16 protein-coding genes are annotated in these 20979 nt (G+C 67.2%); 4 read left to right on the top strand and 12 right to left on the bottom strand.

Annotation, left to right across the window (positions count from 1 at the left end; all coding sequences use genetic code 11):
- Nucleotides 1-4 precede the first annotated feature (4 nt).
- Nucleotides 5-1618 (bottom strand): GumC family protein, encoded by a 1614-nt coding sequence (locus N177_RS15075; protein ID WP_210163436.1) that lies wholly within the window; start codon nt 1616-1618, stop codon nt 5-7.
- A gap of 296 nt (nt 1619-1914) precedes the next feature.
- Here N177_RS15075 and N177_RS15070 point away from each other — a divergent pair, with 296 nt between their 5' ends.
- Nucleotides 1915-3213: a polysaccharide biosynthesis/export family protein gene (locus N177_RS15070; protein WP_023433241.1), complete on the top strand. Its 1299-nt coding sequence runs from the start codon at nt 1915-1917 to the stop codon at nt 3211-3213.
- Between the two features lie 682 nt (nt 3214-3895).
- Here N177_RS15070 and N177_RS15065 read toward each other — a convergent pair.
- Complete coding sequence (locus N177_RS15065; protein ID WP_023433238.1) at nt 3896-4576, bottom strand: sugar transferase; 681 nt, start codon at nt 4574-4576, stop codon at nt 3896-3898.
- 216 nt (nt 4577-4792) lie between these two features.
- Here N177_RS15065 and N177_RS15060 point away from each other — a divergent pair, with 216 nt between their 5' ends.
- Nucleotides 4793-6370, top strand: coding sequence for an O-antigen translocase (locus N177_RS15060; protein ID WP_023433237.1), 1578 nt, complete (start codon nt 4793-4795; stop codon nt 6368-6370).
- A 159-nt stretch (nt 6371-6529) separates the two neighbouring features.
- On the opposite strand, the gene N177_RS15055 is transcribed toward N177_RS15060, so the two are convergent.
- From N177_RS15055 to N177_RS21725, 7 genes are all read right to left on the bottom strand, one after another.
- On the bottom strand, nt 6530-7714 hold the full coding sequence (locus N177_RS15055) for a DegT/DnrJ/EryC1/StrS family aminotransferase (RefSeq protein ID WP_023433236.1): 1185 nt from the start codon (nt 7712-7714) through the stop codon (nt 6530-6532).
- Nucleotides 7711-8685, bottom strand: coding sequence for an SDR family NAD(P)-dependent oxidoreductase (locus N177_RS15050; protein ID WP_023433235.1), 975 nt, complete (start codon nt 8683-8685; stop codon nt 7711-7713). The genes N177_RS15055 and N177_RS15050 overlap by 4 nt, the downstream gene beginning before the upstream one ends.
- Nucleotides 8685-9407: an acyltransferase gene (locus N177_RS15045; RefSeq protein WP_040485926.1), complete on the bottom strand. Its 723-nt coding sequence runs from the start codon at nt 9405-9407 to the stop codon at nt 8685-8687. The genes N177_RS15050 and N177_RS15045 overlap by 1 nt, the downstream gene beginning before the upstream one ends.
- Nucleotides 9400-10503: a DegT/DnrJ/EryC1/StrS family aminotransferase gene (locus N177_RS15040; protein WP_023433233.1), complete on the bottom strand. Its 1104-nt coding sequence runs from the start codon at nt 10501-10503 to the stop codon at nt 9400-9402. The genes N177_RS15045 and N177_RS15040 overlap by 8 nt, the downstream gene beginning before the upstream one ends.
- On the bottom strand, nt 10500-11537 hold the full coding sequence (locus N177_RS15035) for a Gfo/Idh/MocA family protein (RefSeq protein WP_023433232.1): 1038 nt from the start codon (nt 11535-11537) through the stop codon (nt 10500-10502). Before N177_RS15035 ends, N177_RS15040 begins: the two co-directional genes overlap by 4 nt.
- Nucleotides 11534-12037, bottom strand: coding sequence for an acyltransferase (locus tag N177_RS15030; protein WP_051402446.1), 504 nt, complete (start codon nt 12035-12037; stop codon nt 11534-11536). Before N177_RS15030 ends, N177_RS15035 begins: the two co-directional genes overlap by 4 nt.
- A gap of 218 nt (nt 12038-12255) precedes the next feature.
- On the bottom strand, nt 12256-12999 hold the full coding sequence (locus N177_RS21725) for a helix-turn-helix transcriptional regulator (RefSeq protein WP_023433230.1): 744 nt from the start codon (nt 12997-12999) through the stop codon (nt 12256-12258).
- A 656-nt stretch (nt 13000-13655) separates the two neighbouring features.
- Between N177_RS21725 and N177_RS15020 the strand changes: the two genes are divergently transcribed.
- Together N177_RS15020 and N177_RS15015 are read left to right on the top strand one after the other, a co-directional pair.
- Nucleotides 13656-14615 (top strand): glycosyltransferase, encoded by a 960-nt coding sequence (locus N177_RS15020; RefSeq protein ID WP_023433228.1) that lies wholly within the window; start codon nt 13656-13658, stop codon nt 14613-14615.
- A gap of 5 nt (nt 14616-14620) precedes the next feature.
- Nucleotides 14621-15907 (top strand): glycosyltransferase family 4 protein, encoded by a 1287-nt coding sequence (locus N177_RS15015; protein ID WP_023433227.1) that lies wholly within the window; start codon nt 14621-14623, stop codon nt 15905-15907.
- Between the two features lie 61 nt (nt 15908-15968).
- Here N177_RS15015 and N177_RS15010 read toward each other — a convergent pair whose 3' ends face one another.
- Genes N177_RS15010 through N177_RS15000 form a run of 3 tightly spaced genes read right to left on the bottom strand, consistent with a single transcriptional unit; the run spans nt 15969 to nt 20967 of the window.
- Nucleotides 15969-17438, bottom strand: coding sequence for an O-antigen ligase family protein (locus tag N177_RS15010; protein WP_023433226.1), 1470 nt, complete (start codon nt 17436-17438; stop codon nt 15969-15971).
- Entirely contained in the window at nt 17438-18799 is a 1362-nt protein-coding gene (locus N177_RS15005) for an HlyD family type I secretion periplasmic adaptor subunit (protein WP_040485925.1), read from the bottom strand. The genes N177_RS15010 and N177_RS15005 overlap by 1 nt, the downstream gene beginning before the upstream one ends.
- Nucleotides 18796-20967 carry a peptidase domain-containing ABC transporter gene (locus N177_RS15000; RefSeq protein ID WP_023433224.1) on the bottom strand — a complete coding sequence of 724 codons (2172 nt, stop codon included), beginning with the start codon at nt 20965-20967 and terminating at the stop codon, nt 18796-18798. The genes N177_RS15005 and N177_RS15000 overlap by 4 nt, the downstream gene beginning before the upstream one ends.
- Nucleotides 20968-20979: the final 12 nt, after the last annotated feature.

Below are 20979 nucleotides of genomic sequence, written 5' to 3'. Positions count from 1 at the left end.
TGTCTCATCCCTCCCGGTTCTCGCCGATGACGTCGGCTTCCGGATCGCCGGACCCGCCGCTGTCCGTCCCGGAGATGGGGACACGTCCGGCGAACATCGCCTCCAGGAGGCCGCCCACGGCCTGCGCGGCCTCTCGGCGCTGAGGCTCGGCGAAGATCGGCAGCGCCACCGTCACCGCCACGAGGCCCAGCCAGAGAAGGCGCGTGCGCCCGAGCTCGGCGGACGTTCTCAGCCGGGGGATGGCGACGATCGGCTCGATGTCGAGCATCCGGCGCAACTCGCTCGGCGTGCGGATGCGGCTGTTGGCGAGTTCCGCAGCCGCGACCATCATCACCGCGAGAAGACCGCCGACCGCGGCAGCTCCCAGGACGATCAACGTCCGCTTCGGGCTCAGGCGCTTCTCCGGAGGTATCGCCGCTTCGAGAAGGGAAAGCCTCTCACCCTTCAGCTGAAGTTCCATCTGCTCGGCGGTCGACGCCTGGGCCAGCCTGGACACCGCGGCCGCGTATTCGGCTTCGAGGGTCCGGGCCTCCCGCTCGAGGTCCCCCAGCAAGACCTCGTTCGCCGGCATGGCCTCGATCTGCGCTTCGATGGCGCGCAAGGAGTCGGCCAGCCCCTCCTTCTCCTGCGAGACTTTCGTGAGCTCGGCATCGAGCTCCACGAGCTGCAGATCCGCCGGCGCCAGGGGCCGCGCGGGAACAGCATCGTCCGCGGCGCCCGACGGGTCTCCCGCCAGAACAGCCTGCAGATGTTCTATCTGCTTCCTGATGGCCACGATCGTGGGACTGTCGTCCGCGAAGACGAGGCGCTGCTTCACGAGATCCGACTGGAGCTGAGCGAGCAGCCGCTCCTGCGGCGAGGGAGCCGTCTCGCTCGCGACGAAGCCTCGCGTCCTGAGCAGCTCCTGCAGCCCGGCCCGCTGACCGCGCAGCGCCGCCTCCTCGCGCTGCACCGCGGCAAGGCGCGTCCGCTGGCTTTGACGCTGCTCCAGATACGTCTTCAGATTCTCGGGCAGGGCCTCGACATTCGCGTCCTTGAACGCCCGTATCTGGGACGAGTTCTGCTGCATCCGCCCCGCGAGCCGATCCACATCCTCGCGGAAGAAGGCCAATGCCTCCTGCACCCGCGCGCGGCGGCGCGCGAGATCCTCGTCGAGGATGTCACTGATGATCTCGTTGGCGACACTCGCCGCGAGTTCCGGGTCCTCGGCGTCGAAGGAGATCCCGAAGGCGATGGCACCGGCGCCGGAATCGCCCGTGTCGAAGCGGATCTGGTCGATCCCGACCCGCCCCCGCATGTCGTCGACCTTGTCGACATCCTCCAGGTCGTCCTCCTCCGCGTAGATGTCGAACCGGTCGGCCAGATCGAGAAGCGCTTCGCGTCCGGTGACGGCCTGGAGGATGACCTGCAGTTGCGCCACGCTGTTCGCCGGCGCGGTTGCGGTGCCGGGCTCGGTCGACACCAACGCCGGCTCGAGCAGGATCTGACCGCCGGCGCGGTAGACCTCGGGCAGCGACAGGGCGGTCATGACACCCACCGCGGCGAAAGTCGAAGTGATGACGATGATCACCGGCAGCCGACGCAGGAACAGCCAGACGTAGAACCTCAAGTCGATCATGCCCTGCATGGAGTCTCCGCCCCGGACCCATCGGAATGCCGCCACACGGCGGGCGGCCCCGGCTTCGACCACGAACGCAGACACCGCATCAGGTCACAATAGACAGTGCTATCTATAGGAGGATCCGAGCGTCCCACTCTAATATTCCGCAGTGTTCTCGAGACCGTCGGTGGGTCCCCGAAGTGAAACTCCTGTATCGCCGGGTGGTCGGCCCTTTCGTCCGACAGGATGATCTCGTAGCGGCCTCCCGCAGGGTCCCTCCGCTTCCCGTCGCGGGCGCACGATGGCTGGCGTCGATGGTGTGTGCGGCGGCCTTCGTTGCCGCGGGCACGGCCGCCCTCGCGGACGAGTGGAGCCTGCAGCCCGACACGCAGCTGCGCGTGACGGTGTCCCAGTGGCTCCCCGGCGACGGGCAGTATCGGCGGCTCGAAGCGCTGAGTGGCGACTTCGTCGTGGGGCCCGAGGGCAGGGTCAGCTTCCCCGTTCTCGGCTCCGTCGACGCGGCGAACCACACGCCTGCGGAGCTGGCGGACCACATGGTCGAGCGGCTCAAGACCTCGATGGGACTGCTCGCCCCCCCGGACGTGATCGTCGAGGTCATCGGCTACCCGCCGATCTACGTGACCGGCGACGTGGACAGGCCCGGCTCGTTCCCCTACCGCCCCACGATGACCATCCTACAGGCGGTCGCCTTGAGCGGCGGCGTGCCCCGCGGCAAGGACGCCGAAGACGAGCGCGACCGTTCCCAGCTTCTGTCTCAGCTGCGCGCGCTTCGGGAGGACATCGCCCGCACGATGAGCCGGGCGGCGCGCCTCAAGGCCGAACTCGAGGGCGACGCGCAGATCACCTTCCCACCGGAGATCGCCGACGGGGGCGCGCAGGACGGGATCGACGCTGTCCTCGAGCAGGAACGGATCATCTTCGCTGCAAGGAACAAGGCGCAGGAGAGGCAGTACGAGGCACTGGAAGAGCTGATCGCGCTCTTCAAGGGCGAGATATCGGTCCTCGAATCGAAGATTTCCGACCTCGACAGCGCCCTCGCGTTCAGATCGAAGGAGCTCGAAGACATTCGGGCCCTGGTGGAGAAGGGCCTGGCCACGACCTCCCGACGATCGGACCTCGAGCGGCTCGTCTCCGACCTTCGCGCCAACCGCCTCGATCAGCAGACCGCGATCATGCGCGCCCGCCAGGGCATCAGCGAGGCCGAGCGCAACAAGGTGGCGCTCGTGGACGAGCAACGCACCAAGGCCGCCGAGCAGCTGCAGGAGGAGCAGGCCCGCCTGGTCGACCTGCGGCTGGACGAGAAACTGAAGCTCGAGTTGCTGGCCCAGTTGGGTCGCCGCATGTCGGCCCTCGGCGCTGGTCCGGCCGAACGACCGACGCTGACCTTCACGATCGTCCGGGAGGATGCCGCCGGCCCCCGCGAACTGATCGCCGACGAGACCACGCGCTTGCGCCCCGGCGACGTCGTGCGGGCCCGGCTCGTCACGGCCGGTCCATCGGCAGCCGCATCGGACGCCGGGCCGGTCGGGCCCGTGAGCTGGCGGCAGGACGCCGCTGCGCGTGAAGATCGCACCCCCAGCTCGGTCGAGTGAGGGGCGCATCATCCTTCTGACGGCGTGGGCGCCTGCACGCCGATCGTCCGCAACATCGGGCTCCGCGGCCACCGGCGTCGATGCCGGGCAGCCCCGCACGATACTCGCGCGTGAGAGGCCCATATCACGCTAAAGACAGCCGGAGCGGGGCGAGATGTGCCTCAGATCGCCTTCGCCTGATCCTGTCGGACCGGTGAGGTGCCTCGCGCAGGATCCGGTGATCCGCTCGCGACCTTCTCCCCCGGTCCTCTCATCCTCTTCTTGCGCTTTCCGCGATCGGAGCCGGCGTCCCCCGGGGCGCTCCCGGTGACGAGCCCGGAGCCGGTTCTTCCTTCGCTCCGCGTGGAGAGCCCTGCGTCTCCTGCTCCGCATCGCGAGCCGGTTCCTCGTTGTCCCTGTGGCTCGCGCGAAGCGCGCCACGTCGGCCGCTTCGCCGCCGGAACGCCTGTGTGATCAGCGAGACCTCAGGCCCCGCCACACCGGCGGGCCCAGGGTGAGCCACGTTCCGGGAACCTCCGGCAGGACCTCCTCGCGACCGGAGAAGCCGCACCCGGGATCCGAGACGCCGACATCCCCGGCACCGACGCGCCGGGGATGCATTCGAGCGACGACGAGATGGCGTTGAGGGCTCCGGGAGCAGGTCCCTTTCGGCCGGGTCGGCCGATCTGAACGGGAGCTCCCGCTAGTAGCCGGTTCCCCGGAACACGACCCCCACCGTCTTCATCAGGATGGTGAAGTCGGTGCGGAACGAGAGGAGTTGCGCATACTCGTTGTCGAACCGGCTGCGCTCGGCGAAGGCCGAGGCGTTGCGCTTGCTGACCTGCCACATGCCGGTCATTCCGGGGCGAAGCGCGAAATAGGCGGTGCCGGGGTAGAGGACGCGCTGCTCCTCGAACATCGGCCGGGGTCCGACCAGGCTCATGTCGCCGATCAGCACGTTCCAGAGCTGCGGCAGCTCGTCGAGGGAGTAGCGGCGGAGGAAACCTCCAACCGGCGTGATGCGCGGATCCTTCTTCAGCTTCTGCGTGTGCGTCCATTCCCTCCGCGCCTCGGGATCCCTGGCGAGCAGGTCGGCCAGGCGGGTCTCCGCGTCCAGGACCATCGTCCGGAACTTCCAGATCCTGAAGGTCCGGCCATGCTGCCCGAGCCTCTCCTGGGTGTAGAACGGGCTCCCGCCGTCCATCGCCACCAGGACGGCCAGAACCAGCATCAGCGGCAACAGGGCCAGGCCGATGAGCAGCGCCCCCGCCAGATCGATGCTCCGCTTCACGGAGAGGTAGCCGGGATTGAAGCCCGCAGCCGCGGCCAGAACCGGACTTCCGCCGCCATCCTGCGCGAGAACTGCTTCCTTGATGTCGTTCATGGACATTCTCCTGCTCGTCTAAGACGGCGGCTACGCACCCGCTGCCGTAAGTGAGAGGAGAAATTATCCGCCGGCGGCCACGTTGTTCATTAATATTTAATAACTATTCTCGCCCGGAACGGCGTTCTTTATATTGCTCGTGAAGGTTAGATAGTAAGATCTACACCAGTCGCGCTGCTTTCCCCTGCGCGCCCACGAGAATGCGAGCGAGCAGGCATGTCCTCGCTGAACGTACCGACCTCCGGGAGAGGCGACGGAGCCTCCGGTCGCGGCCACCCTTCGTCTTCCGCGACGTTCAGGCAGATCCTCCACTCGACCGCCTGGATCGGCGGCTCCTCCATGCTCGTGCTCGCCCTCTCCCTCTTCCGGATGAAGGCGCTGGCCGTGCTGGTCGGGCCGAGCGGGGTCGGCCTCTTCGGCCTCTACAACGCGCTCGTGGATATGTGCGTCGCGATCGCGGGCATGGGTGTCCAGTCAAGCGGCGTGCGGGAGGTCGCCCACGCCACGGGCAACGATGAGCCCGGGCGCATGGCCGCCATCGTGACCGCCCTGCGATGGGGTTCGGTCGCTCTCGGCGTTCTCGGCGGCCTCGTTCTGCTCGTGGCGGCCGCACCGCTTGCGTTCGTCACGTTCGGCGACGCCGAGCGGGCCGCGGCCGTCGCGGTTCTCGGAGCGGCCGTGCTGGTCAGGATCATGCTCGGCGCCGAGCTCGCCCTCATTCAGGGTCTCCGTCAGATCCGCATCCTTGCGCACGTCAACGTCCTCGGCGCCGCAATCGGCTCGCTGGCGGCCGTCGTTCTCGTCTGGATCTTCGGTATGGAAGGGCTCGCCCCGGCCCTCGTTGCGATGGCGCTGTCGGCCTTCCTCGTGTCGATGCACTACCGGCAGAGAGTGGCTCCAGCGCCGACCCCTGCGCCCTCCCCCCTGTCGCCGGAGGCCCGACGAGCTGCCGCAGCGCTCTTGCGGCTGGGCGCCGTCTTCATGATCAGCGGTGCACTGACCATGGGGGCGGCCTACGTGATCCGCATCATCGTCCTGCATGCTTCGGGTGTCCAAGCCGCCGGCCTCTACCAGGCGGCATGGGCGGTCGCCTCGCTCTACACCACGTTCGTGCTGCAGGCGATGAGCGCCGACTTCTACCCGCGCCTGACCACGGTCGCCGGGGACAACGCCGCGTGCAACCGCCTCGTGAACGAGCAGGCCGAGATCAGCATCTTGCTCGCCACCCCGGGCGTGCTTGCCACGATCGCATTGGCTCCCCTCGTCATAACCATCTTCTACTCGACGGAATTCGTCGGCGCGGTGACGCTGCTCCGCTGGCTATGCCTCGGAATGATCCTCAGGGTCGTCGCCTGGCCGATGGGCTTCATCGTTCTCGCCAAGGGCGCACAACGCGCCTTCTTCTGGACGGAGGTGGCCGCTACGGCGGTGCATGTCGGCATGGCGGCGCTTCTGGTGCCGGTGATGGGGCCGGACGGCGCCGGCGCAGCCTTCTTCATTCTCTACGCCTGGCACGGCGCGCTGATCTACGTCGTGGTGCGGCGCCTGTCGAACTTCCGGTGGAGCACGAGAAACCGCACGCTGGCCGTCGCCTCCGTGGGGGCCGCCCTCCTGGCCTTCGCGATCAGCCAGGTTCTTCCCCCGTGGCCGACCGTGGGGCTCGTCCTGCCCCTGGCGGCGGCCAGCGGCATCTTCTCGCTGAGGTCGCTCGGCCAGCTCTTCTCGCCGCCCCCGCTCCCCGGCTGGGCCCTGCCCTGGCTGCCACGCCTGATCGGCTGGTCACAGCCCTCCTGATGGCGCCGAGGCCTCCGGCGGAGCGGGCCACATCTTCGCGTCGCGGATCTTGCCGACATGTCTCGTCCGCCCCCGCACCAGGCAGGCCGGCGGTGTGGGCACAGAGAAAGGGGCGCCCTCGAGGGCGCCCCTTTCTCTGTGCCGGTGCGGCGGTCGGCGTCAGCTGGCGACCAGCATCGGACTGTCGAGGAGGAGATCCGCCAGCAGATCCGTCACGCGCGTCACGTCGTCCTCCGTCATGCCCGGGAACATCGGCAATATGAGGCCGCGCGCCTGGGCCGCTTCGGAGCGGTCCAGACGGGTCGCGATGCGGCAACAGCCCGGGGGCGCGTAGGCAGGCTCGAGGTGAGTGTTCATCACGCCCCGCCGGGTCGAGATGCCCCTGTCCAACATCAGTTGCATGAGCCAGAGCTGGTCGGCGCCTGATGGAAGCATCACGCAGTAGCTCTGCCAGTTGCTGCGCGCCCAGTCGGGCTCCGCTGGCGGAAGAAGGCGGCCGAGGGCGGACAGCCGCGCAGCGTAGAGCCGTGCCAGGCGCCGCCTCTCCGCGACGATCTCCTTCAAGCGGCCCAGCTGCACCCGGCCGATCGCCGCCTGGAGGTCGGTCATCCGATAGTTGTAGCCGAACTCGCCATAGGTCTCGCAGATCACGGAACGCGACCCGTGCCGCACCGTGTCGGGGACGCTCATCCCATGCTGTCGCCACAGCCTGAACTTGGCGTCGAGCTCCGGGTCCGCCGTGGTCAACATGCCGCCGTCGCCGGTGGTGATCACCTTTCTCGGATGGAACGAGAAGCAGGCGACGTGTCCGTGGGGCTTGCCGATGCGCTCCCACCGCCCGTGCCACCTGATCTCGCTGCCGATCGCGCATGCCGCATCCTCCACGACCGCGAGGCCCCGGCGCTGCGCGATCTCGAGGATCCTCGACATGTCGCAGGGCATGCCGAGCTGGTGCACGCAGAGTATTGCCCGCGTGCGCGGCGTGATCGCCTGCTCGACGAGATCGGGATCGATGTTGAAGCCGCAGCTCCCGATGTCGACGAAGACGGGCGTGGCGCCGAGGTAGCGGACCGCGTTCGCCGTGGCGATGAAGCTGTGGCTGACGGTGATGACCTCGTGCCCCTCCTTCACCCCCACGCCCCGGAGGGCGAGATGGAGCGCGGTCGTGCAGTTGGAGACGGCGCAAGCATGCGCCGCGCCGACCGTGGCCGCGAATTCGCGTTCGAAGGCGGCAACCTCCGGGCCCTGCGTGACCCATCCCGACAGCACGACGCGGCTGACGGCGTCCACCTCCCGCTCATCGAGCACCGGCTTGGTGAGCGGGATAACATCCGAATGGCTCATGCCGCACACTCCGCTGCTGCGAGGCGCTCGCGCCGCCACCAGTCGACGAGGCCCCGCAAACCCTCTTCCATGGTGATGGTCGTGGTGAAGTTCAGCATCTCCCGCGCCTTCCGGGTGTCCGCGAGCCGGCGGCTCACCGCATTCACCTTGCGCGCCTCGACGTGAACGGGGCTCATCGGCCGCCCCATCACGCGACACAGCATCGCCGCGAGCTGGGTCAGGTCGATTTCCTCGCCCGACGCCACGTTGAACACCTCGTCCGTCACATCGGACTTGGCCGCCAGCATGTTGGCCCTCGCGATGTCCTGGACATGCACGAAATCCATCGTCTGCTTGCCGTCGCCGTAGATGATCGGCGCCTCTCCGGCTTCGATCCGCTCCATCCAGCGGATCAGAACCTCGGTGTATACGCCGAACACGTCCATGCGCGGCCCGTAGACGTTGAAGTAGCGCAACGCGACGTATTTCAGGCCGTACATTTCGGCGAAGCTTCGCAGAAGCCCTTCATTGAAGGTCTTGGCCGCACCGTAGATCGTGCGGTTGTTGTAGGGATGATGGTCTTCCGCCGTGGGAAACCGCTCGGCCAGGCCGAGCACCGAGGCGGACGACGCCGCCACGACCTTGCCGACGCCGGCTTCCACGGCCGCCTCGAGGACGTTGAACGTGCCGTTGACGAGGACGTCCACCGCCAGCCTCGGCTGCTCCGCGCACTGCGTGATGCGGATCGCCGCCTGATGAAACACGACGTCGATGCCTCTCATCAGGCTGCCGAGGAGCTCCCGGTTCCGGATATCGCCGTCGACCACGTTCAGCGGCCGGAGAGCGGCCGCCTGGATCAGGTTTTCGGGACGACCGCGGTCGAAATTGTCGAGAATGACGATCTCGGCCGCTCCCTCGGCAGCACAGAGATCGGCGATATGCGAGCCGATCAGCCCCGCTCCTCCCGTGATGAGGACGCGCTTTCCCTTCATCAGCCTGCCCTTTCCAACTGTGTTCGCGCCGTACCGACCTCCTCCTCGCCGCGCCACCTGATGACGCGTGCGGGCACGCCGGCGACGACGGCGAAAGGCGGGACATTGGCCGTCACGACGGCCCCGGCACCCACCACCGCCCCCTTGCCGACGGTCACGCCGGGGAGGATGACCGCATTCGTGCCGACGTCGGCCCAGGCCTCGATCCTCACCGGCCGGATCATCAGGTCGCTTTCGATCACGGGCACGTCGATCGACGTGGCGATGTGCTCGGACCCGAGCACCTTCGCTCCGGGGCCCCATCCCACATGATCCCCGAGGACCAGGTCGCGCGCGTCGAAATAGGCCTGCGGGCCGATCCACACGTTCCGCCCGATGACGCAGGTGCCGTCGTGGCGTCCCTGGATGAAGGCCCCGCCCCCGATGAAGACGCCGTCGGAGATGCGGAACGTCTCGAGGTGCCGGAACGCGACGCCACTCGCGACCTGCAGCCCCGAGCCGCAGCTCGCGGCACCCGCCATGAAGATCACCTGACGCATGAGGCGGTCGACCAGGCCTTCCCCGACCGCGAAGCGGCCATAGAGATCGACGAGGCCTTCCCTGCCGTAGGACTCGCGGATCTGCGCCGCGAGTTCCCTCATATGCACCGGATCGGAAGCCAGCTTCCTCTTCCCGTGCACCGCGGGGGTCACACGGCCCGGGGTGAGCAATCTGTCAGGCATAGACATCTCGCATGATCGCTTCGGCCACGTTCTCCACCTGGTCGGCCGCGAGCTCCGGGTAGATCGGCAGCGACAGAACTTCGCGACACGCCGCCTCGGCGACGGGGAAATCCCCTTCGGCGTAGCCGAGGTCGCGGAAGGCCTTCTGCAGGTGCACGGGGATCGGATAGTGCAGGCCCGTCTGGATGCCCTCCCGCTCCAGATGACGCCGCAGATCGTCACGCTCCGGCGTGCGGACGGCGTAGACGTGGTAGACGTGTCGGCGCCCCGGCGCCTCGACGGGAAGGCGAAGATGCGGGATGCCGGACAGCAGGCGATCGTAGTCGGCGGCACGCGCGCGACGGGCTGCGATCCACTCCTCCAGATGTGCCAGCTTCACGCGCAGGATCGCGCCTTGAACGGCGTCCATCCGGTAGTTGAAGCCTTTCAACGCGTGGTGATAGCGCTGCTCCTGCCCCCAATCGCGGAGCATGCGCATGATCTCCATCTGACGGTCGTCATTCGTGACGACGAGGCCGCCTTCCCCGCAGGCCCCGAGGTTCTTGCCGGGATAGAAGCTGAAGCAGCCGGATACGCCCATGCTGCCCGCCCTTTGCCCACCGTACTCGGCCCCATGCGCCTGGCAGGCGTCTTCGATCACGTGCAGGTGGCTGTGCGACGCACGGTCGAGTATCGGTCCCATGTCCGCCATCTGCCCGTGCAGGTGCACGGGAATGATCGCCTTCGTTCGCCGCGTGACCGCTTCCTCCAGACGCTTCGGATCGAGCGTCAGGGTCTCCGGATCGACGTCCACGAAGACCGGCTGCGCGCCGGCATAGACGATCGCGGAGGCGGTCGCGACGAAGGTCAGGGGGCTCGTTATGACTTCGTCTCCCGGGCCAACACCGGCGGCGAGGAGGGCGAGGTGGAGCGCGCTCGTGCCGCTGTTGACGGCGATCGCGTGGCGCGTGCCGCAGTAGGCGGCGAAATCCCGCTCGAACTGCTGGACCTGCTCGCCGAGCACGTAGTTGCCGGAGGCCAGCACCGACAGAACGGCAGGCTCGATCTCCGGCCGGAGGGCCGCGTAGTGCGCCTTGAGGTCTAGGAGGGGGATCATGCCGGCACCATCCCTGATGAGAGTTCAACAACCTGGCCGCGCTGGCCGAGCGACTGCGTCGCCGCTTCCAGAATCCGGACCACACGCAGCCCCGCCTCCCCGTCCGCCGTCGGGGTGGCCATGTTCACCACGCACTCGATGAATTCACGCAGCTCGAGATCGAGCGCCTCGGTCAGGTCGATATGGGGAGCCATCATGTCGCCCGCGCGGTAGCCGACCAGCATCTGGCGCACACGGTCGCCGTCGGACGAGGCGTCGTCGTTGAGGGTTATCCCCTTGTCGTAGACCTTGATCTTCTCGCTCGGCTCCAGGTCGTCATAGACGATCATCTTGCGGCTGCCTCCGACCAGGGTCCGCCTGACCTTGACCGGAGCGAGCCAGTTCACGTGAATGTGGGCGATGAGGGGACTGTCGAAGAAGAGCGTGAGATAGGCGATGTTCGCCGGCTGGCCCGGTACGTGGCTCATGCCGGTCGCAGCGACCGCAACAGGCTGTTCGGGCAGGACGTAGTCCATGATCGAGAGATCATGCACGGCGAGATCCCAGATGACGCTCACGTCCTTCTGGAACAGTCCGAGGTTCACCCTGACGGAGTCGTAGTAATACACGTCGCCGAGCACCTCGTTGACCAGCGCGTGCATCTTGCGGACGGCGCCCGTGTGAATGAAGGTGTGATCGACGGCGAGGATGAGGTTCCTGCGGCGGGCCTCCTCGACCAGCCGCGCGGCCTCGTCGCTGCTGGCCGCGATGGGCTTCTCGACGAAGACGTGCTTGCCGGCGCGCAGGGCGGCCATGGCCAGCGGGAAGTGGGTCGACACCGGCGTGGCGATGGCGACGGCGTCCACCTTCGGATCCCCCAGGACATCCGCGAGCGCGACGGTGGTCCTCACCGTCGGAAACCGGCCCGGAACGCCGCTCAGGCGGTCGGGGCGGGCATCGCACACCCAGCGCAGGTCCACCTCGGGGTTCGACCACAGGTTGCGCACGAGGTTGGGGCCCCAGTACCCGTATCCGATCACCGCAAAGCCGATCATCGACCTGCTCCCGCCATTTCGGCACCGCAGTGCCTGCGATGTCCCCGCATGATCCGGGCAGGAACCCCGGCGACCGCGGCGCCCGCGGGCACGTCGCGCGTCACCACCGCTCCGGCCCCGACGAGGGCCCCCTCCCCGATCGTGACGCCTCCCATGATGGTCGCGTTGCTGCCGATCGAGGCGCCGCGCCTCACGATCGTCGGCTCGACCGACCAGTCCTCCTCCGTCATCAGGCGTCCGTCGGCGGTGACAGCCCGCGGCTCGCGATCGTTTATGAACATCACGCCATGCCCGATGAAGACTTCGTCCTCGACGGTGACACCTTCGCAAAGGAATGAGTGACTGGAGATCTTGCAGCGCTCGCCGATCTCGACGCCCTTCTGGATCTCCACGAAGGTCCCGATCCTGGTCTCTCTACCGATCGAGCACCCGTAGATGTTCACGAGATCGGGCTGCCATATTTTGGCGCCCAGACCAATATGAGTGTCTTTTATCACAATCCCCACCCTGGCAATGACAAGTGCAGTCGGGGAAAACTACCAGTCCGTATTGAAATAAAAATAGACTAGTATGTTTACACGGATCTCAGGATGCCGCGATTCCCTCAACCCACGAGAGAATAATTCGCGAATGTCATGCTTCGGATATGGATATTTCCGGCCGTTACAATTTAGATCTGGCAGATTTCGCAATTCAAACTGAAGGAGGAAAAAGCGAATTATATGTGACCTCTTTCCCTTAGGGCAGAGGCCGCCTCCCGGTAGCGCGCCGCAGCGCCTGTCCTGTTGTATACGCCGAGCTTTGTTATGATGTTGTGCATATGAATTTTAACCGTGTTCTCGGAGATACTCAGTCTACACGCTATAATCTTGTTCTGCAGGCCCTCGGATGCCAGGGCGATAATCTCGCGCTCGCGCTTGGAGAGGTTGTAGCATTCGACGCCGGCATCGACGCGCCCCTCCGAAGACGGGCTGGAAGCAGCCTGCTTCGGGGGCGGCGCCTGCCGGAGCCGTGCGAAGAACTCCCGCGGGTAGTACTCCCCGCCCTGAAGTATGAGCTGGATGATGGAAAGGGTCAGATCGATGCGGGCATGGTCGGGAATCCAGCCCGCCAGAACCCCCTCGTCGGCGATCTGAACGAGATCCACACCCGGCTCTCCGACGCGCCCACCGAGAACCGCGATCCTGCTGAGGGGATGCATTCTGGCCAGCTGCGCCCCGTACTTCGTGACGTCCGCCAGAAGCTCGGCGTCGATCAGGATGAGCGCGACGGGATCCGGAAAGATCGCGAAGGCGGCCTCGAAGCTCGTGACCTCGACAACGCGCGTCCACTCGAACTTGCGCTCGATGCATGGACCGAGCTCGGCCGCCAGGCTGATGGTTCCGCTGATGATGAGGATCGTTCGGGTGCCCTGACGCTGCGACAGTCCACGCGGCGCATGATAATCGCGGTTCGGCTTCATGGGTCTCTCCCCCCCATGCCCTGAATGACTAACAATATCATAACAACCCCACGCGTATTGCGAGGGGAATAGACCGCTCGGTCTATGTCCAGTTGCGATTCGTTGCGACAGTATTCCGGGAGACACAAAGCACCTTTCCCGCACGGCATCGGGATGAACTTGGCACGCGAACCAAAAATAAATTCGCGGCGCAGTGTTTCCGCTGCCCCTTTGCCCGAGAAGGCAACGAAAACTTGCACGATCTCGACGCGAGCGGCCGGAGACTCCGCTCAGAGGGCGCGGATCAGCTGGAGATCCGTCCGATCGAGGATCATATCGGAACCTCATATCGTGATCACAGTAGGGCAATACTCTCGCAAGAGGTGCCGGCTCGACCGTCGAGGAGGGGCCGCACACCGCGCTTCGAGCCCTAGGCATCACGCCATCTGGCGGCGCAGCAGTCCGGAACGGGCGGATATCAGCCTGGAGTTGCCCATGGCTGCGACTTCGCTCCTCGCCGCGGAACGTTCCGCGTGCCTCGCGACGACCCGGCGGTTCGGCGGAAGCACCTGCCCTCGACGCAGCGGTGCTCCGGCCGCCGCGACGACCGACGCGGATCTTCGACTGGCGACGGAGGTGGCACCGCTCGCCCGCACACCCATCACTAGGGACGTCTCATGATCCATCCGCAGATCCTCGGTGTCGCGATCGTCACCTACAACAGTGCGGACGTGCTGCCGACCCTTCTGGACAGCCTTCGCGATGCTCTCGAGCCGGTTCCCCATGCGAAGGTGATCGTCGTCGACAATCAGTCCGCGGACGGTTCTCCGGCACTCGCCGAACGCCACGTCCTGGCGCCCAACGTGCTTCGCATGGGGCGGAACGCGGGATACTCGGCGGCGATAAATGCAGCGGCGAGAGTGCTGCCTCCGGAGGCGGACCTTCTCGTTCTGAACCCGGACGTCACGATCGAGGCCGGTGCCGTGCTCCGGATGATGCGCGTCCTCCGCGCATCTGGTGTCGGAGCGGTGGTTCCGGCGTTGATCGGCGACAGTGGAGAACTCTCCTGCTCGCTGCGTCGTGAACCCTCCCTGGTGACCGCCCTCGGCGACGCTCTCCTCGGCGGCACGCTCGCCGGCAGCTTCGGGTGGGGCGAGATGATCACCGCCGCCGAGGCCTACCAGGCGAGCCGTTCGGTGGACTGGGCCACTGGGGCCGCCCTGCTCATCTCGGCTGAGGCGCGCCGTCGGGCGGGCGAGTGGGACGAGGGGTACTTCCTCTACAGCGAGGAGACGGACTACATGCGGCGCATCCGGGAGAGCGGCCTCCAAATCCGCTTCGTGCCCGAAGCGACGGTGCGCCATCGGGGAGGAGATTCCAACGTCAACCCCGATCTTTACGCGTTGATGGTCTCGAACCGCGTCCGATACTTCCGGCGCTGGCACGGCAGTGCCGCGGCGGCTGCGCTCCGTGCCGTGCTGATACTTCAGGAGACGATCCGCGCCGGCACTGGCCGCACGCATCGGCGGGCACTCCGAACGCTCCTCGGTCTTCGATCGCCATGCGCAGCGTTTCTCCTCCGGCCTGAGACAGCGACGGTGCATGTGCTGCGGACCGACGGCCGAAACGGGTCGTGATGCCCATGTTCCCGAACCGCCTGGGAGACACCGGCTCGCAGCGCGCCGCTCCCGGCCGGAGCGCGCCACGCAGCATGACGGGAGATGCGAGAGCGACGAGGAGCTCCCCGCCCGCGCGGGTTCTTGTCTTCGCGCATCGGCTCGAGATCGGGGGAACGCAGGTCAACGCGATCGAACTCGCAGCCCATCTCCGGGACCGGCAAGGCTACGACGTGGCCGTCCTCGCCACGCCGGGACCGATGACGGAGTATCTCGACGAGCACGGCCTTCGATATCACCCGGCGCCGGATGCCGACTTTCATCCCTCACCCGCGAGAGCCGCCGCACTCAGGCGGGCTCTTCTGGCTGAAGAGCCCGACGTTCTGCATGTCTGGGACGCCCCGCAATGGCTCGACGCTTGTCCCATAGCCTGTCTGGCGATCCAGGTTCCGACCGTCGTCACCTCGATGTCGATGGTGGTGGAGCGCCTGCTCCCCCGGCACCTGCCCCTCACCTTCGGCACGCCCGAACTCGTGGAGATCGCGCAGCGCGGGGGGCGGCAGCAGGCGAGGCTGCTCCTGCCGCCGGTCGACATCGACCAGAACGCGCCGGATCCCGTCTGCGGCCGCTCGTTCAGACGCGAGTGGCGTGTGCGGGATGACGAGTTCCTCGTGGTGACCGTCAGTCGCCTCGTCAGCTGGATGAAGGCGGAGAGCCTGCGGGACACGGTCTCGGCCGTCGCCGCCCTGGCCGCGGAAGGCCAGAAGATCCGCTTCGCCATCGTCGGCGACGGCACCTCCCGGCGTGAGCTGGACGCTCTCGCCGCGTCGGTCAACCGTGGGCTCGGCCGTGAGGCGGTGTTCCTGACGGGCGCGATGGTCGACCCGCGACCGGCCTATGCCGCTGCGGATACCGTGGTCGGCATGGGCGGCTCCGCGCTGCGGGCGCTCGCTTTCGGCAAGCCGCTCGTCGTCTCCGGCGAAAAGGGCTTCTCGATGCCCTTCACGCACGAAACGGCCGACCTGTTCTACCGGGTCGGGATGTACGGCGTCGGGGACAACCACGACGGCAGCGGCCTGATGGCGAGCCATCTGCGCTTCATGCTCGCTCAGCCCGCGGAGCGAAGAGACGAGCTTTCGCGGCTCGGCCGGTCCTTCGTCGTCCGGCATTTCGCGCTCGATGTCGTCGGGGGCACGCTGGGCGAGATGCTCGCCGGTGCTGCGAGCGCGAGGCGGACCTTCGCGCCGCTCCTCATGGACGCGGTCCGAACGGGCCTCGTCCTCGGCGGGCGCTCCCTCCTTCGCACTCCATAGGGGTCGCGGGCAGCGCGGCCGGATCCTCCGTGCGAGCGGCTGCCACGCCGCTGGCCGACACTCACGTCCGACCGGAGGAGAGGCGCGGATCCCGCCTGCTCTCCCGAGCGGCAGCCGCCACGCCACCTCTTCGTCTTCCAGTGACCGGACGCGGAGCCGCAACGCCTCCTCTCTCGCGCCGCGGCTCGTCGACGATGCTCGTCCCCTGCCCGTCCCGCGCGTCAAACAGCCAGATCCCGCTTCCCAGGAGGAAGGTGAAGAACATGTATGACGTCGCCCAGAAATGCACCGTGCAGCCGACGACGAAGAAGGAGGTCATCACGATGACGAACCCGAGCCGTGCAGCCCGCAGGGCGTCGCTCTCCATGGGCCGCCGGCACAGCAGGAACGTCGAGGCGAGGGCTCCCAGAAGAAGCAGCGCCGCCGGCGCCCCATGACGCACGGCTGGGACGAGCCAGAATGCGTCGATGCTGCTCGTCATGAAGCTCGCACGCGCCCATTCATGGAAACCGATGCCGAACAGCGGGTGGGCAAGAACCGAGGCGATGCCGTACTGCCAGATCAGGATCCGGTACCACGACGTGTGCTGGCTGAACGTGAAGTAAGAGATGTAGAGCTCCGGAACCGACCGGTTCGACACCAGCTCGAGCGGCACATAGGTGAGCACGAGAAGCGCGATCAGGAGCTTCCACCTGAGCGCGATCGCTCTGAGGATGCGCTCCCAGCTCATCAGGGCGACCTGGATCACGACCGCAAGCAGCGGGCCGGAGGAGAGCGAGACGACCGCAGCGGCTCCGACGACGAGCGACCGGCTCCACCGCACGACCACCGGGCGCCGGTGGCCCAGCACGAGATGGACGAGCGCGAGGATCGAGCCGGGGAACGCTCCGTAAAGGATCGGGTGCTCGAAAACGGTCTGTGCCCGTCGTAGCCCGAAGCGCGCCTCCTCGCCTGCGTCGGCGTAGGTGGGCAAGAGCATGCCGAGCGCCTCGAGGAGAATGTTGCGCCCCGTCACCGCCTCGAGGACGGCAAAGGGCAACAGCGCCGCGATGGCGAGGAAGAGAAGGCGTAGCGCCGCGCGGAAACCGTCGAGATCCCGGATGAAGCAGCGCGCGACCAGATAGGCGCCCATCGTCTCGATGAACAGGATGCCGCTGGGCTGGATCGCGAAACCGAGCCCGTGGACCGCGACGAGGCTGATCGAACACCAGAGCCAGAACAGCACCAGGAGGACGTCCGTCAGACGGAGACGGCCTGCCCGGCCGCTCAGCCAGATGCCGACGCAGGGCACGACGAGGATCAAGAGAACGATCCGCGTCGGCGAAAGGGAGAGGGGGCCGAGAGAGATCTGCCACGGCAACAGGAGCGAGACGACGAAGATTGTGAGCGGCAGCGGAGGCCAGCGCCGGCCAGCCGCAGGCGCCCGGGGCGCACGGGTTGCCGGTGCCGCCGCCGCACCCTCCGGCCAGACATCCCCCTCGCCGAGCCGGAGCCGCCGCCCTCCCCCTCCGGCCGGTCTCGCGAACGTCATCAGGGTTCCTTGAGGCTGGAATCGAGGCCCCGCACGAGCGGGTGCAGGAAGTAGGAGATCACCCTCCTCTGCCCGACCTTGATCTCCGCCGTCACCGACATGCCGGGCAGGAGCCTCAACGGGTCCGGCCCCTCGCGAGACAAACCCGTCGTGAGGGCGATGCGGGCGCGGAAGGCCGGCGGCTCGTTCTCTCCTCCATCGGCCGAGATCGCGTCGCGCGACACGACCCTCAGCGTTCCGTCGGCCGTGCCGAAGGTCTGGAACGGATAGGCATCGAACTTCAGTCGCGCCGCCTGGCCCTCGCTCAGATGCCCGACGTCGCGAGCCTCCACGAGCACGTCGGCCTCCAGGGGCGCATCGAGGGGAACCAGCGTGACCAGAGCCTCGGCCTCCCGGACGACGGACCCGACCGAGCGCGGCGCCAGCTGAAGGACCACGCTGTCGGCCGGAGCCGAGAGCATGACCATCTGGAGTCGAAGGTCCATCTTCTTCAGCTGGTCGAGCGCGGTGTCCCGTTCTCCGCGGGCGTCGAGGAGTTGCTCGAGGGTCGTCCGACGAAAGTCCTGGGCGAACGCCTCCTTCTCGGCGGCCAGGCGTTTCAGCTCGTGTCCGTTCTCGATGATCAGGCCGCGTGCCTCGGCCAGATCCTGGTCCACGCTCAGCCGTGCGTCCCGCGACACGAGGAGATTGAACAGGGAGCCGGTCTCTCGCTCGTAGAGCTTCGAACGGGCCGTTTCGATCTGCGCCATCGTGTCCAGCCTGTCGAGCAGGATCCCCTCCTGGATCCGCCCACGTTCCAGGGCGGCCGTGCGGCTCGCGATCTGCTGGTCGAAGTTCTCCATGCTCGCCCCGTAGAGCGCGCGCCTCTGAAGGTAGAGCTGTCGCTGCAGGCCCTCGTTGTCGGAGGAAACCCAGGCCGTGTCGTAGGGGCCGCCCTCGAGTTCGGCCTCGAGCCGGCGCACCTGCGCCTCGAGAGCGTGGAGCCGCGTGCGTTGCTGGTCCACATCGGCCTTGCTGAAGGTCGGGTCGAGCGTCACCAGCGGCTGGCCGGCGCGGACCACGTCACCGACGGCGGCGTCGATCGAGCGGATGATCGACGTCTCGAGCGGCTGGACGACGATCGTGGGAACGACCGTCACCAGCTTGCCCTGAGCGACCACGATGCGGTCCGTCGACGAGACGGACGCCCATATCACGGCGCTGCACAGCAACAGCGTGATCAGGAACAACGTGATGCGGGCGACGGCCGGCGGCTTCTGCTCCTCCAGCACGACCGCATCGGGCTGGAATGCGGCAAGGTCCGTAGGTGCGGGAGCGGTCTTCTCGCGATGGCGGTGCAAGGATGAGGTGGGGCCACTCATGCCACGTGCCTCATCTGCTGCCCCCACAGCTGGCGATAGGTTGCGCAGCGCGACAGGAGCTGGTCGTGACGCCCGAGATCCCCCACCCGGCCATCCTCGACCACGAGGATGGCGTCGGCATCCGCGAGCGTGGAGAGACGGTGGGAGACGATGACGACCGTCCGCCCCTGCGAAATCCTCCGAAGGTTCTGCCTGACGATCGCCTCGCTGTCGGGGTCGAGCGCGCTCGTCGCCTCGTCCAGTATGAGGAGACGCGGATCGGCCAGGAGAGCCCGCGCGATCGCCAGTCGCTGCTTCTGGCCGCCGGAGAGGTTGGCTCCGTTTTCCTCGAGCATCGTTTCGAGGCCCCGCGGCAGGCGCTGGATGAACTCGTCGGCCCCCGCCAGACGCGCGGCCTCGGCGATCTCCTCGAGCGCTGCGTCCGGCTTCGTCGCGGCGATGTTCTCACGGACGGTGCCGCGGAACAGGAAATTGTCCTGGAGGACGACGCCGATGCTTCGTCTCAGGTGCACGAGGTCGATCTCGCGACTGTCGAAGCCGTCGATCCGGACGATGCCCTGCTGCACCCCGTAGAGCCCCTGGACGAGCCGCGTGATCGTCGTCTTGCCGGAGCCGCTCTTGCCGACGATGCCGAACACGGTCCCCGGGGATATCCCGAACGAGACGTCGTCGAGCGCGGGCGGACCACCTTCCGCGTAGCGGAACGAAACGTTCTCGAACTCGATGCCTCCCTCGATGCGGGGCTGCAGCCCCCGCGAGCGCCCCCGCTGCTCGGCGGCCTGGTTCATCACCTCCCCGAGCATCCGCACCGAGAGCGCCACCTCCTGGTACTCGTGCACCATCGTCACGATCTGCACGAGCGGTCCCGAGACCCGCCCTGCGAGCATGTTGAAGGCGATGAGTGCCCCCACCGTCATCGCCCCGGAGAAGACCTCGAGCGCGCCGAGGCTGACGATGGCGACCGTCATCAGCTTCTCGAACAGCCCCGTCAGGGACTGCGCCGTCGTCGAGATCTGCTCGACCCGGAAGCGGGTGGAGATCGAGAGGGCCGACTGGCCGTCCCACGCCTTCCTCTGCCGGGGCTCGAGCGCGAGGCTCTTGACGGTCCGCATGCCGTGAACCGTCTCGACGAGAAGTCCCTGCCTCGCGCTCTCGGCCTCGTAGAGCTCGCGGAGCCGCCGGCGGAACGGCCCGATCAGCGCGATGACGGTCAGGCCGACGAAGGCGGTGAATCCCACGACGACCAGGGTCAGCTTCACGCTGTAGAGCAGGAGGACCGGCAGGAAGACGAGCAGCGAGAGGCTGTCCAGCAGGGTCAGGAAGAGGCGTCCGGTCAGAAACTCGCGGATCCGCCCCGTCTGCTGCATGTGCTTGACGAGGACCCCGGCCGGGACGTGCTCGAACAGCGCGATGGGCAGGTCGAGAAGATGGCGGAAGGTGCGCGTGGCGATGCGGATGTCTATCCGGTTCGTCGCGTAGAGCAGGAGATAGCGCCGGAGGAAGGTGAAGATCGCGTCGAAGACGAGGGCGACGGTGATGCCGACGGCGAGAACGCCGAGTGTGGCGTAGCTGTGGTGGACGAGCACCTTGTCGATGACGAGCTGGAAGAAGATGGGCGTGACGAGGCCGAGCGCGTAGAGAACCACGGCGGCGAGGGCCACGTCACGGAAGAGCCTCCTCTGACGGAGGATCTCCGGAAGGAACCAGCGCAGGCCGAACGGCTGGTTCTCGTCCGACAGCGCATAGCTGCGCTTGACCAGCAGTACCTTGCCCCGCCAGCGGCTGCTGAACGTGTCGATCGGCAGGGCGAGCGGCACCGGCGCGGATGCCAGGGGATCGAGAACGTGCACCGTCTCGGGACCGGCGCCTCGTTCGGCACCGGGGTCCACCCTCACGACGACGATCCAGTTGCCGTTGTCGAGTTCGGCCAGGACGGGCAGCGCGCCGCCCAGCCGCAGGAGTTGGCGGGGGGAGATGAACGTGCAGCGCGACTTCAGCCCCGCGTTGCGGGCCATCGTGTGGAGCAGGGCCGTCGGCACGGGCCGATCGTCCACCGCGTGCTCGTGCATCAGGCGCTCGGCCGACAGGTCCACGCCATGATGACGCGCCACCATCACCAGGCACTGCAGGTTCGTGGGAACCCGCGGGGCTGCCCCCTGCTCGTTCATCGGATGCGCGGC

Source organism: Lutibaculum baratangense AMV1 (assembly GCF_000496075.1).
In the GTDB taxonomy this organism is placed as follows: Bacteria; Pseudomonadota; Alphaproteobacteria; order Rhizobiales; family Tepidamorphaceae; genus Lutibaculum; species Lutibaculum baratangense.
The sequence above is the reverse complement of the archived record's forward strand: the minus strand, read 5'-3'. Positions and strand labels throughout refer to the sequence as shown.